General features: G+C 59.9%; 17 protein-coding genes. 11 read left to right on the top strand and 6 right to left on the bottom strand.

Annotated features, from left to right (window positions below; translation table 11 throughout):
• Positions 1-8: 8 nt before the first annotated feature.
• The 3 genes from mlaD to CRX69_RS08685 are packed head-to-tail and all read right to left on the bottom strand — an operon-like array spanning position 9 to position 2,082.
• Entirely contained in the window at positions 9-476 is a 468-nt protein-coding gene (gene mlaD, locus CRX69_RS08695) for an outer membrane lipid asymmetry maintenance protein MlaD (RefSeq protein WP_047228660.1), read from the bottom strand.
• Positions 476-1,273, bottom strand: a complete 798-nt coding sequence (mlaE, locus tag CRX69_RS08690) for a lipid asymmetry maintenance ABC transporter permease subunit MlaE (RefSeq protein WP_047228661.1) — start codon at positions 1,271-1,273, stop codon at positions 476-478. The genes mlaD and mlaE overlap by 1 nt, the downstream gene beginning before the upstream one ends.
• On the bottom strand, positions 1,273-2,082 hold the full coding sequence (locus tag CRX69_RS08685) for an ATP-binding cassette domain-containing protein (RefSeq protein WP_047228662.1): 810 nt from the start codon (positions 2,080-2,082) through the stop codon (positions 1,273-1,275). Before CRX69_RS08685 ends, mlaE begins: the two co-directional genes overlap by 1 nt.
• A gap of 275 nt (positions 2,083-2,357) precedes the next feature.
• Between CRX69_RS08685 and CRX69_RS08680 the strand changes: the two genes are divergently transcribed.
• From CRX69_RS08680 to CRX69_RS08635, 10 genes are all read left to right on the top strand, one after another.
• Entirely contained in the window at positions 2,358-3,332 is a 975-nt protein-coding gene (locus tag CRX69_RS08680; RefSeq protein WP_076383563.1) for a KpsF/GutQ family sugar-phosphate isomerase, read from the top strand.
• The gene (locus tag CRX69_RS08675) at positions 3,333-3,857 is read left to right on the top strand and encodes a KdsC family phosphatase (protein WP_047228664.1); all 525 of its coding nucleotides are present in this window, start codon (positions 3,333-3,335) and stop codon (positions 3,855-3,857) included.
• Between the two features lie 7 nt (positions 3,858-3,864).
• Positions 3,865-4,437: an LPS export ABC transporter periplasmic protein LptC gene (gene lptC / locus CRX69_RS08670; protein ID WP_047228665.1), complete on the top strand. Its 573-nt coding sequence runs from the start codon at positions 3,865-3,867 to the stop codon at positions 4,435-4,437.
• Entirely contained in the window at positions 4,424-4,972 is a 549-nt protein-coding gene (lptA, locus tag CRX69_RS08665; protein WP_076383562.1) for a lipopolysaccharide transport periplasmic protein LptA, read from the top strand. The genes lptC and lptA overlap by 14 nt, the downstream gene beginning before the upstream one ends.
• A complete protein-coding gene (gene lptB, locus CRX69_RS08660) occupies positions 4,972-5,697 on the top strand; it encodes an LPS export ABC transporter ATP-binding protein (protein WP_047228667.1) in 726 nt (241 codons plus the stop codon). Before lptA ends, lptB begins: the two co-directional genes overlap by 1 nt.
• A gap of 163 nt (positions 5,698-5,860) precedes the next feature.
• On the top strand, positions 5,861-7,354 hold the full coding sequence (locus CRX69_RS08655) for an RNA polymerase factor sigma-54 (RefSeq protein WP_047228668.1): 1,494 nt from the start codon (positions 5,861-5,863) through the stop codon (positions 7,352-7,354).
• A gap of 76 nt (positions 7,355-7,430) precedes the next feature.
• Entirely contained in the window at positions 7,431-7,739 is a 309-nt protein-coding gene (gene hpf, locus CRX69_RS08650) for a ribosome hibernation-promoting factor, HPF/YfiA family (RefSeq protein WP_047228669.1), read from the top strand.
• Positions 7,740-7,751: 12 nt separating this feature from the next.
• A complete protein-coding gene (gene ptsN / locus CRX69_RS08645) occupies positions 7,752-8,216 on the top strand; it encodes a PTS IIA-like nitrogen regulatory protein PtsN (RefSeq protein ID WP_047228670.1) in 465 nt (154 codons plus the stop codon).
• Positions 8,217-8,218: 2 nt separating this feature from the next.
• The gene (gene rapZ / locus CRX69_RS08640) at positions 8,219-9,076 is read left to right on the top strand and encodes an RNase adapter RapZ (protein ID WP_047228671.1); all 858 of its coding nucleotides are present in this window, start codon (positions 8,219-8,221) and stop codon (positions 9,074-9,076) included.
• A gap of 15 nt (positions 9,077-9,091) precedes the next feature.
• The gene (locus CRX69_RS08635) at positions 9,092-9,364 is read left to right on the top strand and encodes an HPr family phosphocarrier protein (RefSeq protein ID WP_047228672.1); all 273 of its coding nucleotides are present in this window, start codon (positions 9,092-9,094) and stop codon (positions 9,362-9,364) included.
• A 213-nt stretch (positions 9,365-9,577) separates the two neighbouring features.
• Here the strand turns inward: CRX69_RS08635 and pmbA are convergent, their stop codons facing one another.
• Entirely contained in the window at positions 9,578-10,924 is a 1,347-nt protein-coding gene (pmbA, locus tag CRX69_RS08630) for a metalloprotease PmbA (protein WP_047228673.1), read from the bottom strand.
• Positions 10,925-11,077: 153 nt separating this feature from the next.
• Between pmbA and yjgA the strand changes: the two genes are divergently transcribed.
• The gene (gene yjgA, locus CRX69_RS08625; protein WP_003197830.1) at positions 11,078-11,602 is read left to right on the top strand and encodes a ribosome biogenesis factor YjgA; all 525 of its coding nucleotides are present in this window, start codon (positions 11,078-11,080) and stop codon (positions 11,600-11,602) included.
• 45 nt (positions 11,603-11,647) lie between these two features.
• Here the strand turns inward: yjgA and tldD are convergent, their stop codons facing one another.
• Entirely contained in the window at positions 11,648-13,090 is a 1,443-nt protein-coding gene (gene tldD, locus CRX69_RS08620) for a metalloprotease TldD (RefSeq protein WP_047228674.1), read from the bottom strand.
• A gap of 5 nt (positions 13,091-13,095) precedes the next feature.
• On the bottom strand, positions 13,096-13,959 hold the full coding sequence (locus CRX69_RS08615) for a carbon-nitrogen hydrolase family protein (RefSeq protein ID WP_047228675.1): 864 nt from the start codon (positions 13,957-13,959) through the stop codon (positions 13,096-13,098).
• Positions 13,960-14,092: the final 133 nt, after the last annotated feature.

Raw genomic sequence — 14,092 nt, 5'->3', positions numbered from 1 at the left:
AAAGCTCCTCATTTGGCGTCTTTGCTAACGGTATTGAGCAGGAATTTACCGATCAGGTCCTCAAGCACCAGCGACGACTGCGTATCGTGGATGGTCCCGCCATCCTTGAGCAAAGCTTCTTCACCGCCAACGCTGATACCGATGTATTTCTCGCCCAGCAGCCCAGCAGTGAGGATCGATGCAGTGGAGTCAGTCGGCAGGTTATCCACGCGCTTTTCCAGCTGCAGCGTCACCCGACCGGTGAAACTGTCGCGGTCCAGATCGATTGCCGTGACCTTGCCGATGGTTACACCAGCCATGGTCACTTTGGCTCTGACCGTCAAACCGGCGATATTGTCAAAATAAGCATAAAGTTTATAAGTGTCGGTGCTTGCGGTCGGCGCCAGGCCACTGACCCGCAGGGCCAACAACAGCAAAGCCAGGATGCCAGCCAGCAAGAAAAGGCCGACACCGATTTCCAGGGTGCGGTTTTGCATCAGAAATCTCCAAACATCAAGGCGGTCAGAATAAAGTCAAGGCCCAGGACCGCCAGCGAGGCGTACACCACGGTCTTGGTTGTGGCACGGCTGATCCCCTCTGACGTGGGCTCACAGTCATAGCCTTGAAACACGGCGATCCAGGTCACCACGAAAGCGAATACGGCACTTTTGATAACGCCGTTGAGCACGTCGTCGAGAAAATCGACACTGTTCTGCATGTTGGACCAGTAGGAACCTTCATAGACCCCCAGCCAGTCTACAGCCACCCACGAGCCGCCCCAGATCCCCACGACGCTGAAAATGATCGCCAGCACCGGCAGGGAAATGAAACCGGCCCACAGGCGCGGGGCAATGATGTACTTGAGCGGGTCGACACCGATCATTTCCAGACTGGACAACTGTTCGGTGGACTTCATGTTACCGATTTCGGCCGTCAGCGCCGAACCGGCACGCCCGGCAAACAGCAGCGCGGTCACCACAGGTCCCAGCTCACGCAACAATGTCAGCGCGACCATCTGTCCAACCGCCTGCTCCGAACCGTAGCTGGACAAGATATTGAACCCCTGCAGCGCCAGGACCATACCGATGAAGATCCCGGAGACCACGATGATCACCAGGGACATCACGCCCACCGAGTGCAGTTGCTTCACCAGCAGCCCAAACCCGCCACCCGTCGTGTTGCGCCCCAGCAGGGCATGCATCAGAAACAGCGAGGAACGGCCCAGCACTGCCACCACATCGATGCCGGAACGACCAAACAGGCGAACTCTTTCTATCAGTGATTTCTTGCGCATCAGCGCTTCCCCAGCAGATCGGTGCGGTAATCCGTGGCCGGAAAATGGAACGCCACAGGCCCGTCCGGATCACCCTTCATGAATTGACGAATGCGCGGGCTGTCCGAGGCCTTCAATTCCTGGGGCGTACCCTGCCCCAGCACCTGGCCATCGCCGATCACGTAGATGTAGTCCGCAATGCTGGCGGTTTCGGCCAGGTCGTGGGATACCACAATGCTGGTAATACCCAGCGCATCGTTGAGCAGACGGATCAGGCGCACCAGCACGCCCATGGCGATCGGGTCCTGGCCGACGAAGGGTTCGTCATACATGAGGATCTTCGGATCAAGGGCAATCGCCCGGGCCAGGGCGACGCGGCGCTTCATGCCACCGGACAGTTCGTCCGGCATCAAGTCCAGGGCACCCCGCAGCCCGACCGCCTGCAATTTGAGCAGGACGATGTCGCGAATCATCTCTTCCGGCAGGTCGGTATGGACCCGCAAGGGGAACGCCACATTCTCGAACACGTCGAGATCGGTGAACAATGCGCCGCTCTGGAACAGCACGCCCATGTGCTTGCGCGCATCGAACAGATCGCTGCGCGACAGCTTTGGAAGATTCTGCCCATTGACCCAGACTTCGCCGGCACTGGGGCGCAACTGTGCACCCATCAGCCGCAACAGCGTGGTCTTGCCGCACCCGGAAGGCCCCATGATGCCGGTGACCTTGCCACGGGGAATGCGGATATCGATGTCATTGAAAATGCTGCGCGCCCCTCGCTTGAAGGACAATCCCTTCAGCTCGACCGCGTAGGCGTTGTCGGCACTCATCTAAACTCCTTGCGATGCAGCCTCACATCCGAATGCCCTGGCCAACCGACAAACGCCGGACTGCCGGGCACCCGAACCGGCGGCGAACTATATCACTGCAACACCCAAGCGCCCAAGGCCCAAGCCCGCGCCCGTTCAGTCCGGATACAGCTAAAAGAAGAGACTTTGTATCAAGTCATGTGAATCGCTCGAACAAAGCATGACGAACTAACGTGAGGGAATTGTTCATTGCCGCTATAATCGCCGCCTTTTCATCGAGCCATACGATCTCTGACATGAACCAAACCAGCGACCTGATTCAATCGGCACAACGTACCATCCGCCTCGAGCTCGAAGCCGTACAAGGCTTGCTGCCCCATATCGACGCTGATTTCGTACGTGCCTGCGAGATGATTCTGGCCAGCAAGGGTCGGGTGGTCGTGGTCGGCATGGGCAAGTCCGGACACATCGGCAACAAGATCGCCGCCACCCTGGCCAGCACCGGCACTCCGGCATTTTTTGTCCATCCGGCCGAAGCCAGCCACGGTGACATGGGCATGATCACTCGGGAAGACATCATCCTGGCCCTGTCCAACTCTGGCTCCACCAATGAGATCATCACCCTGCTGCCGTTGATCAAGCGCCTGGGGATCCAACTGATCAGTGTCACTGGCAATCCGGATTCGCCCCTGGCCAAAGCCGCCGAGGTCAATCTCAATGTTCATGTCGAGCACGAAGCCTGCCCGTTGAACCTGGCGCCGACCTCTTCCACCACCGCCACCCTGGTCATGGGTGATGCCCTGGCCGTGGCGTTGCTGGAAGCCAGGGGGTTTACCGCTGAAGACTTCGCGTTCTCCCACCCCGGCGGCGCCCTGGGCCGTCGCCTGCTGTTGAAAGTGGAAAACGTGATGCACGCAGGTCAGGAGCTGCCACAGGTGCCACGCGGCACGCTGCTCAAGGATGCACTCATGGAAATGACCCGCAAGGGTCTGGGCATGACGGTCATTCTCGAAACTGACGGCAAACTCGCCGGGATCTTCACCGACGGCGACCTGCGTCGCACCCTGGACCACCCGATCGACATTCACAGTACGACCATCGAGCAGGTCATGACCCCCCACGGCAAGACTGCCCGCGCCGAGATGCTCGCCGCCGAGGCCTTGAAAATCATGGAAGACCATAAGATCAGCGCCCTGGTGGTGGTCGACGACGAAGACCGCCCAGTGGGCGCCCTGAACATGCACGACTTGCTGCGTGCGGGAGTCATGTAAATGAACACAGACCTGCTGCAACGTGGCAAAGCGATCAAACTGGCCGTGTTCGACGTGGACGGCGTCCTGACCGACGGCCGCCTTTATTTCCTCGAAGACGGCAGCGAATTCAAGACCTTCAACACCCTCGACGGCCAGGGCATCAAGATGCTGATGGCCGCCGGCGTGCAGACCGCCATCATCAGTGGCCGCAAGACCCCAGTGGTCGAACGGCGCGCGAAGAATCTCGGCATCCCCCACCTGTATCAGGGACGAGAAGATAAACTGGTGGTGCTGGACGAGCTTCTGGGGCAACTCAACCTAAGCTATGAACAGGTCGCCTACCTCGGTGACGACCTGCCGGACCTGCCGGTGATTCGTCGGGTCGGCCTGGGCATGGCGGTGGCAAACGCGGCCGGCTTCGTGCGCGAGCACGCCCACGGCATCACCACGGCGCGAGGCGGCGAAGGGGCCGCTCGTGAATTCTGTGAACTGATCCTGCGCGCCCAAGGCCGCCTCGAGGCGGCCAACGCCGCGTATCTGTGAGCCATTTATGCTAAGCAAGAAAATTCGCACCATCGTGGTGTTCGGCTGCATCGCAGCGATTTTCGCGGCGGTCGGCTATTGGAACATCAGCCCGGAACGCTTCCTCGACCGCCCTGCGGTCAAGGTCCAGGAAAATGATATCGACTGGTATGCGACCAACACGCATACCCTGCAATACCTGCCCGATGGCAAAGTGCAGTATGAAATGACGTCCGACAAAGTCGACCACGTCAAGGCCAGCGAAATCACACTGGTCACCAAGCCAGACCTGAACATGTTCAGGGGCACCGAGTTTCCGTGGCACGTGCAGAGCGAACGCGCCGAGGTCAATCCCGACGGCACCGAAGTGGAACTGATTGATTCGGTACGCATCGCCCGGACCGATGAGAAGAACCGTACGACCATCATTACCAGCAGTCGTATGACAGTCTTCCCGCAGCGAGAATATGCGCAGACCGAGCAACCCGTTAGAATCGACGGCGCCGGTGGTGTGTCGACCGGCACGGGAATGAAAGCGTATTTGAAGGAAAGCAGGATACACCTGCTATCGAACGTAAGAGGACAGTATGAAGCTCGCTAAAACCCTCCCTATTTTGCTCAGTCTGGGCGCAGCACTGGGAAGCGCGAGCGCCTGGGCCCTCCCCACCGACCGCGACCAGCCTATCCGCATCCAGGCCGACGACGCCCAACTGGACGACAAGAACGGTGTAGCCACCTATAAAGGTGACGTGATCATCACCCAGGGTTCGATGAAGGTCACCGGCAACACCGTGACCATCACCCGCACCCAGTCCGGCGACATCGACGTCGTCACCTCGGTGGGCAATCTGGCCTACTTCGAGCAGATGCAAACCGCGGGCGACACCAAGCCGGTTCAAGGCTACGGGGTAACCATTCAGTACCACGCCGCCAAAGACCGCGTGGTGCTGATCGATCGCGCCAAGGTCGTCGACAAGGACAACAACATCACCCAGGGCGAGAAAATCGTCTACGACACGGTCAAGAAGCTGGCCAGCGCCGGCCGCGCCACTGGCAGCAAGGTCACCGAGCAGCGTCCACGGATCGACATGGTCATCCAGCCGAAAAAGAAAACCGACGAGCAGAAGGCCCAGTAATGGCAACTCTGAAAGCTCAGCACCTGGCCAAGAGCTATAAGAGCCGCCAAGTCGTGCGTGATGTCAGCCTGTCCATCGACAGCGGCCAGATCGTCGGCCTGCTCGGCCCCAACGGCGCGGGCAAGACCACTTGTTTCTACATGATCGTCGGCCTGGTTCAGGCCGATCAGGGCCGCGTCCTGATCGACGACCTGGACGTCAGCCACCAGCCGATGCATGGCCGGGCGAAGGCCGGTATCGGCTATCTGCCGCAAGAAGCGTCGATCTTCCGCAAACTGTCGGTTGCCGACAACATCATGGCGATCCTCGAGACCCGCAAGGAACTCGACAAGGCCGGTCGCCGCCAGGAACTGGAAAGCCTGCTGCAGGAATTCCACATCAGCCACATCCGCGACAACCTGGGCATGAGCCTGTCCGGTGGCGAACGGCGCCGCGTGGAAATCGCTCGCGCCCTGGCCACCGCACCGAAGTTCATCCTGCTGGACGAACCATTCGCTGGCGTGGACCCGATTTCGGTCGGCGACATCAAGCAGATCATCCACCATCTCAAGGCCAAGGGCATCGGCGTATTGATCACCGACCACAACGTTCGCGAGACGCTGGATATCTGTGAAACCGCCTATATCGTCAATGATGGCCAGTTGATTGCCGAAGGCGACTCCGCGACCATCCTGGCCAATGAACTGGTCAAGGAAGTGTATTTGGGCCATGAGTTCCGCCTGTAAGCGAAAAGTGTCTGGTCAATCACCTCGGCGTCGCTAATTTTATTACGTGACGCCCTAGGCAAACACTTCAGTTTCAGGCATATAATTTGCTTAAGTTTGGCGCTTCGGCGCCCTGTAGTGGATGGCGCATGTGCGCCGGCGAATAAGGTGTTAAGCCCCAGCCATGAAACCATCGCTAGTCTTGAGAATGGGCCAGCAGCTGACGATGACACCGCAGCTGCAACAGGCCATCCGCCTGCTCCAATTGTCGACCCTGGACCTGCAACAGGAAATCCAGGAGGCCCTGGAGTCCAATCCGATGCTCGAACGCCAGGAAGAAGGCGACGACTTCGACAACACCGATCCGCTGGCCGATAACGTCGAGCAAAAGACCAACACCGAAATCCCGGAACCGTCCTATCAGGAAACCGCCCCGACGGTGGATAACCTTGAGGATGGCGAATGGAATGAACGCATCCCCAACGATCTGCCCGTGGATACTGCCTGGGAAGACGTCTACCAGACCAGCGCCAGCAGCCTGCCCAGCAGCGATGACGACGAGTGGGACTTCACTACCCGCACCTCCACCGGCGAAAGCCTGCAGAGCCACTTGCTGTGGCAACTGAACCTGGCGCCGATGTCCGATACCGATCGTCTGATTGCCGTGACCCTGATCGACTGCATCAACAATCAGGGCTACCTGGACGAGACGCTTGAAGAAATCCTCGAGGCCTTTGACCCCGAGCTGGACATTGAGCTGGACGAAATCGAAGCCGTCCTGCACCGCATCCAGCAGTTCGAACCCGCCGGCATCGGTGCTCGCAACCTGGGCGAGTGTCTGCTGCTGCAACTGCGTCAGTTACCCGCCAAGACGCCTTGGCTGGCCGAAGCCAAGCGACTGGTCACCGACTACATCGACTTGCTGGGCGGTCGCGACTACAGCCAGTTGATGCGTCGCATGAAGCTCAAGGAAGATGAACTGCGCCAGGTGATCGAACTGGTCCAGAGCCTCAACCCGCGCCCAGGCTCGCAGATCGAGTCCACTGAACCCGAATACGTGGTTCCCGACGTGATCGTGCGCAAGCACAACGACCGCTGGCTGGTGGAACTGAACCAGGAATCGGTGCCCAAGCTGCGGGTCAACGCCCAGTACGCCGGCTTCGTAAAGCGCGCGGACACCAGCGCCGACAACACCTTCATGCGCAACCAGTTGCAGGAAGCGCGCTGGTTCATCAAGAGCCTGCAAAGCCGCAACGAAACCCTGATGAAAGTAGCCACCCAGATCGTCGAGCATCAGCGCGGCTTCCTGGAGTACGGCGACGAAGCCATGAAGCCGTTGGTCCTGCACGACATTGCCGAGGCAGTGGGCATGCACGAGTCGACGATTTCGCGGGTGACCACCCAGAAATTCATGCATACCCCCCGGGGCATTTATGAACTGAAATACTTTTTCTCCAGCCACGTCAGTACCTCCGAAGGCGGTGAATGCTCGTCCACAGCCATCCGCGCGATCATCAAAAAACTGGTGGCCGCGGAAAATCAGAAAAAGCCGTTGAGTGACAGCAAGATCGCTGGTTTACTGGAGGCACAAGGCATTCAGGTGGCCCGCCGTACCGTCGCCAAATACCGTGAATCCCTCGGGATCGCACCTTCGAGCGAACGCAAGCGGTTGATGTAACAGGCCACGCCACAGCGTTCCAGTGGCAGGCATTTCTGCCTGCCGCTTTATGCACTGGCAACGAAGGAGAAGCTGTATGCAAGTCAACATCAGTGGACACCAACTGGAAGTGACCGAACCTCTTCGCGAATACATCGGCGAAAAACTCGAACGATTGGAGAGGCATTTCGACAAGATCACCAACGTGCAAGTCACGATGAACGTCGAGAAGCTGCTGCAGAAAATCGAAGCCACGTTGCATATCCCCGGCGGAGAGGTGGTTGCCAATGCTGCGCATGAAGACATGTATGCCGCGATTGACCTGCTGACCGACAAGCTGGATCGCCAACTCAAAAAGCATAAGGAAAAGACCCAGAGCCTCCTCCAGGGCGCGACCGGTCGTTAACCCCCCTAATCCATGATCCGACTAGAATCCATCCTGACCCCCGGCCGTTCCCAGGTGAACGTGCCGGGTGGCAGTAAAAAGAAAGCCCTCGAACAAATTGCCAACCTGATCCACCGAGAGGTACCGGATCTGGAAATGCAGGATGTCTTCGAGGCCCTGTTTGCCCGTGAAAAACTGGGCTCCACCGGCTTTGGCAACGGTATCGCCATTCCCCATTGCCGCCTCAAGGCCTGTACAGCGCCGATCAGTGCGTTGCTGCACCTTGAAGCACCCATAGATTTCGACGCCATCGACGGCGCACCGGTCGACCTGCTGTTTGTACTGCTGGTACCGGAAGCGGCGACCGATGCGCACCTTGAGCTGCTGCGCCAGATCGCCAGCATGCTGGACCGCAAGGAAGTGCGCGAGAAATTGCGCAGCGCGCCGAGCAACGAAGCCTTGTATCAGGTTGTCCTGGACGAGCAGAACGGTCATTAAACATGCGCATGATCATTGTCAGCGGACGCTCCGGCTCCGGTAAAAGCACGGCGCTTAACGTGCTTGAGGACAGCGGCTACTACTGCATCGACAACCTGCCGGCCGGCCTGCTGCCGGAACTGGCCGAGCGCGCCCTGATCCATACCGAACTGGCGCAACCGCTGGTGGCTGTCTCCATCGATGCACGTAATCTGCCGAGCCACCTGTCGCGGTTCCCGGAGCTGCTCGCGGAAGTGCGCAATCGGCACATCCAGTGCGATGTGCTGTATCTGGATGCCGATGAGGAGACGCTGCTCAAGCGTTTCTCCGAAACCCGTCGGCGTCATCCCCTGAGCAACGCAAGCCGCTCCCTGGCCGAAGCCATTCATGACGAGAGTCAGCTGCTGGGGCCGATCGCCGACCTGGCGGACCTGAAGGTCAATACCACCCACCTGAACCTGTATCAACTGCGCGACACCATCAAGTTGCGTCTGCTGAACCAGCCGGAACCGGGTACGGCATTTCTGGTGGAGTCGTTCGGTTTCAAGCGCGGAATGCCGGTAGACGCCGACCTGGTGTTCGATGTGCGCTGCCTGCCCAATCCTTATTGGAAACCGGAGCTGCGCGAACAATCGGGGCTCGACCAGCCGGTGATCGACTACCTGGCCGCCCAGCCGGATGTCGAGGAAATGTACCAAGACATCTCCAGCTACCTGCTCAAATGGCTGCCGCGCTTTGCCGCGAGCAACCGCGCCTACGTCACGATTGCCATTGGCTGTACCGGTGGCCATCACCGCTCCGTCTACCTGACCGAACGTTTGGGTCAGCTCCTGCAACAGTCCCTGAAGAACGTCCAGGTTCGCCACCGCGACCTCAGCTAAAGGATTCACATCGCGATGCCCGCTCTGGAAATTGAAATCATCAACAAGCTGGGCTTGCATGCCCGCGCGTCAGCCAAGTTCGTCGGTGTGGCAGGTCAGTTTCCTTGCGAGATCCTCGTGGGCCGTGACCCCGAGAAAATGATCAATGGCAAAAGCATCATGGCCATGATGATGCTGGCAGCCGGCCAAGGCACCAAAATCCATCTGCGAACCGAAGGTGAACAGGAGCAGGAGGCGCTGGATGCGTTGGTGGGGCTGATCAACAACTACTTCGATGAAGGCGAATAGCCTTAAGCTCTGAAGCAGATTCATTGTGGCGAGGGGATTTATCCCCGCTGGGGTGCGAAGCAGCCCCAAAACCTGACACGGCGATGAGTCAGGCAGTTTGAATGGGGCGCTTCGCACCCCAACGGGGATAAATCCCCTCGCCACAAGGTTCCTCTAAATATAAAAAGGCGCGTCATCCACTTGGATGACGCGCCTTTTTTACTGCGCTGAAGGTCAGCTACCCGCTACCGTCATTCGCTCGATCAACACCGAGCCGGTGCGGATGTTGCTGCGCAGTTCCAGGTCGTTACCCACCGCCAGGATCTGCTTGAACATATCGCGCATGTTACCAGCGATGGTGACTTCCTGGACGGCAAACTGAATCTCGCCGTTCTCGACCCAGAACCCCGCCGCGCCACGAGAATAGTCCCCGGTGACCATGTTCAGGCCATGCCCCATCAGTTCCGTCACCAGCAGGCCACGGCCCATGCGACGCAGCAAGGCTGCCTGGTCCTCTTCGCCATGGGTCACGAACAGGTTATGCACGCCACCGGCATTGGCGGTGCTGGGCATGCCAAGCTTGCGACCGGAATAGGTGCCGAGAATATAGGACACCAGTTCGCCATTCTCCACGAATGGCTTGGCGTAGGTGGCCAGGCCATCGCCGTCGAAGGCCGAGCTGCCCATGGCCTGCATCAGGTGCGGACGCTCATCGATGGTCATCCACTCCGGGAACAGTTTCTGGCCGAGTGCCCCTTCGAGAAACGATGATTTGCGATACAAATTGCCGCCGGAGACCGCCGACAAAAAGCTGCCAAACAACCCGCCGGCCAGTTCGGCGGCAAACAGCACCGGCACTTCACAGGTCGGCACCGGCCGCGCACCCAAGCGGCTGGCCGCCCGCTGCGCGGCTTTGCGGCCAATACTCACCGGATCTGCCAGACGATTGCCCTGGCGGTTCACGTCATACCAGTAGTCGCGCTGCATCTGGCCGTTGGCTTCGGCGATCATGACGCAACTGAGGCTGTGCCGGGTCGACGCATAACCACCGATAAAACCGTGGCTGTTACCGTATACACGGCAGCCCTGATGGGTATTGAGGGTCGTGCCGTCGGCGTTTTTGATTCGCGGGTCGGCGTCGAAAGCCGCCGCTTCACAGCGCAACGCCTGCTCGATGGCTTGTTCCGGGGTGATGTCCCAGGCGTGGAACAGGTCGAAGTCTCGCAGTTCCTTGCACATCAGCGCCGCATCGGCCAGGCCCGAAGCTTCGTCCTCGGAGGTGTGCTGGGCGATCGCCAGCGCAGCGGCAACGGTTTCACGAATGGCGTCAGGACCACTGGCCGACGTGCTGGCCGAGCCCTTACGCTGGCCGGCGTACAACGTGATGCCAAACCCCTGGTCGCGATTGAATTCGACGGTCTCCACCTCGCGCTGGCGAACCGATGTCGACAAACCTTGTTCCAGAGAGACCGCCACCTCACACGCGCTGGCGCCCTGTCGCTTGGCTTCGGCAAGGATCTGCTCGACTTGTTCCTGCAGTGCCGGCAATGCTTGCGGGCCGACGCTCTGAACTGCACTCATGGTGTATCTCCACTCAAATTCTGCTTTCGGTCAGGGTTTGTACGAATAGTGCCTTCGCGACTTTGCGTACAAACCTGAGGCCTTCGTGCGACCGGGCCGGACAAGCGGCCCCCGACTGGTTATCATGGCGGCGTTTCTTTGCGGACTGCCACCATGGTTGATTCTTACGACGACTCCCTCTACGAGGGTGAAAAAAGCAAATCCCAGGTCAAACGCGAGCTGCATGCTCTGGTTGACCTCGGCGAGCGCCTGACAACACTCAAGCCTGACTTGCTGGCCAAACTGCCTCTGACCGACGCCTTGCGCCGGGCCCTGGCCGATGCGCCCAAGCACACCGCGAATATCGCGCGTAAACGGCACCTGCAATTCATCGGCAAACTGATGCGCGACCAGGACACTGACGCCATCCTGGTTCTGCTCGATCAACTCGATGCCTCTACCCGGCAGTACAACGAACGCTTCCATAACCTGGAGCGCTGGCGCGATCGCCTGATCGCAGGCGATGACGGCGTACTGGAAAAATTCGTCATCGACTACCCGGAGGCTGACCGTCAGCAACTGCGCTCCCTGATCCGTCAGGCCCAGCACGAGTTGGCGCAAAACAAGCCACCGGCCTCGAGCCGTAAAATCTTCAAATACATTCGTGAGCTGGACGAAACCCAACGCGGCCTGCGCTGAGTAACGACCGTGGGTGGAGGCCTCGCACTCCACCCAGCGCTCCCGTCATGCGCCCGTGCCACCCACGGTAATCGCATCAATCTTCAGGGTCGGCTGACCGACACCCACCGGTACTGACTGCCCATCCTTGCCGCACGTCCCCACGCCGCTGTCCAGCGCCAGATCGTTACCGACCATCGACACCTTGCTCATCGCCTCCGGCCCGTTGCCGATCAGGGTCGCGCCCTTGACCGGCGCAGTGATCTTGCCGTCTTCGATCAGGTAAGCCTCACTGGTGGAAAACACGAATTTGCCGCTGGTGATATCCACCTGGCCGCCGCCGAGGTTGGCGCAGTAAATACCCTTTTTCACCGAAGCGATGATTTCCGCCGGATCGCTCTGACCGCCCAGCATGTAGGTGTTGGTCATGCGCGGCATCGGCAGATGCGCGTAAGACTCGCGGCGACCATTGCCGGTACGGGCCACGCCCATCAGGCGGGCGTTGAGCTTGTCTTGCATATAGCCCTTGAGCACGCCGTTCTCGATCAGGGTGGTGCATTCGGTCGGGGTGCCTTCATCGTCGACGCTCAGGGAGCCGCGACGCCCGGCCAGGGTGCCATCATCGACGATGGTGCAGAGTTTCGAAGCGACCATTTCGCCCATGCGGCCGCTGTAGGCCGAGCTGCCCTTACGGTTGAAATCGCCTTCCAGACCGTGCCCCACCGCTTCGTGCAGCAGCACACCGGACCAGCCAGAACCCAGCACCACCGGCAATGTGCCGGCCGGCGCCGGGATCGCTTCCAGGTTGACCAGGGCCTGGCGCAGCGCTTCGCGGGCGTAACCCATGGCGCGATCTTCGCTGAGGAAATAACGGTAATCGGTACGTCCGCCGCCACCATGGCCGCCGCGCTCGCGACGACCGTTCTGCTCGACGATCACACTGACATTGAAACGCACCAGCGGCCGGACGTCCGCCGCCAGACCGCCGTCGGTGGACGCCACCAGGATCCGCTCCCAGACCCCGGCCATGCTCACCGATACTTGCTGGATGCGTGGATCAAGGGCGCGAGTGGCGACGTCGATGCGCTTGAGCAGCTCGACCTTTTCGGCGCGGCTCATGACTTCCAGCGGGTTGTCCGGCGCATACAACTGCGTCACGTCCTGGCTGCTGAAGGCCTGTACCTTGCCGTTCTGCCCGGCCCGGGAAATCGAACGAGCGGCACGGGCTGCGGCGCCCAGTGCTTCAAGGGTGATGGCGTTGCTGTAGGCAAAGCCGGTTTTTTCCCCGGACTGGGCACGCACGCCCACACCCTGGTCAAGGTTGAAACTGCCTTCCTTGACGATGCCGTCTTCCAGCGACCAGGACTCGGAGATCATTCCTTGGAAATATAGGTCGGCTGCATCGATGCCCGGGCCGGCCAAGTCGCCCAGCACCCCTTGCAGGCTTTCGAGGGTGACGCCACCGGGGGCTAAAAGGTGTTCACTGACTGAGGATAACAACCCGCTCATATGTTCTACGCCTTGAATTCGTCGTCTTGGACAGGCCGCTGTCGAGCGCCCTGCGAGAAAAAGCGCCGATGGCTAGCCACCGGCATACGCGCCCGGATGGACGCCTGTTCGCTGCTGTCGCGCTCGGCCAGCAAAACGGCCTCGCCTTGATCCTGTTGCGCCAGCACGCGGCCCCATGGATCGACTATCGCTGCATGGCCAAAGGTTTCCCGTGGCCCTGGATGCAGCCCGCCCTGAGCGGCTGCCAGCACATAACACTGGGTCTCGATGGCCCGGGCGCGAATCAACACCTCCCAATGGGCAGCGCCAGTCACTGCGGTAAACGCCGAAGGCGCGGTGATCAATTCAGCCCCGGCGGCGCGCAGCTCGCTATAGAGTTCCGGGAAACGCAAGTCATAACAAACCGTCAGACCAACCCGCCCTACAGGTGTATCGGCCACTACCACGTTGTAGCCATAAGCATAGTCATCAGACTCGCGATAACGACCGCGATTGTCTGCCACGTCCACATCGAACAGGTGCAGCTTGTCGTAGCGCGCGACAATCTGGCCCTGATCATCGATCAGCAACGAACAGGCATGCACCCTGGCGTCCGGTTGTTCCATCGGCGGCAACGGCAACGTGCCGGCCACAATCCATAACTTGAGGTCACGGGCGGTCTGTTTCAACCAGGGCAGGATCGGTCCCTGACCAAAGGCCTCGGCACGACCGATGTCCGCCACATCCCGCCGGCCCATGGCCGCGAAGTTTTCAGGCAGCACCGCCAGCCTTGCGCCGCCAGCGGCAGCCTGTTCCAGCAGCACACGAGCGCGGGCCAGATTGGCGAGCACATCGCTTTGACTGACCATCTGAATCACTGCCACTGGCATGGTGCTTCCCTCTTTTTTATCCTCGCTCGAGGCGGCTGTGGGAGCAAAGCTTGCTCGTGATGAGGCAGTTACATCCAACATATAGGCTGGCTGATACACCGCAATCGCGAGCAAGCTTTGCTCCCACAGGCTC

It is taken from the genome of Pseudomonas rhizophila (assembly GCF_003033885.1).
In the GTDB taxonomy this organism is placed as follows: Bacteria; Pseudomonadota; Gammaproteobacteria; order Pseudomonadales; family Pseudomonadaceae; genus Aquipseudomonas; species Aquipseudomonas rhizophila.
The sequence above is the reverse complement of the archived record's forward strand: the minus strand, read 5'-3'. Positions and strand labels throughout refer to the sequence as shown.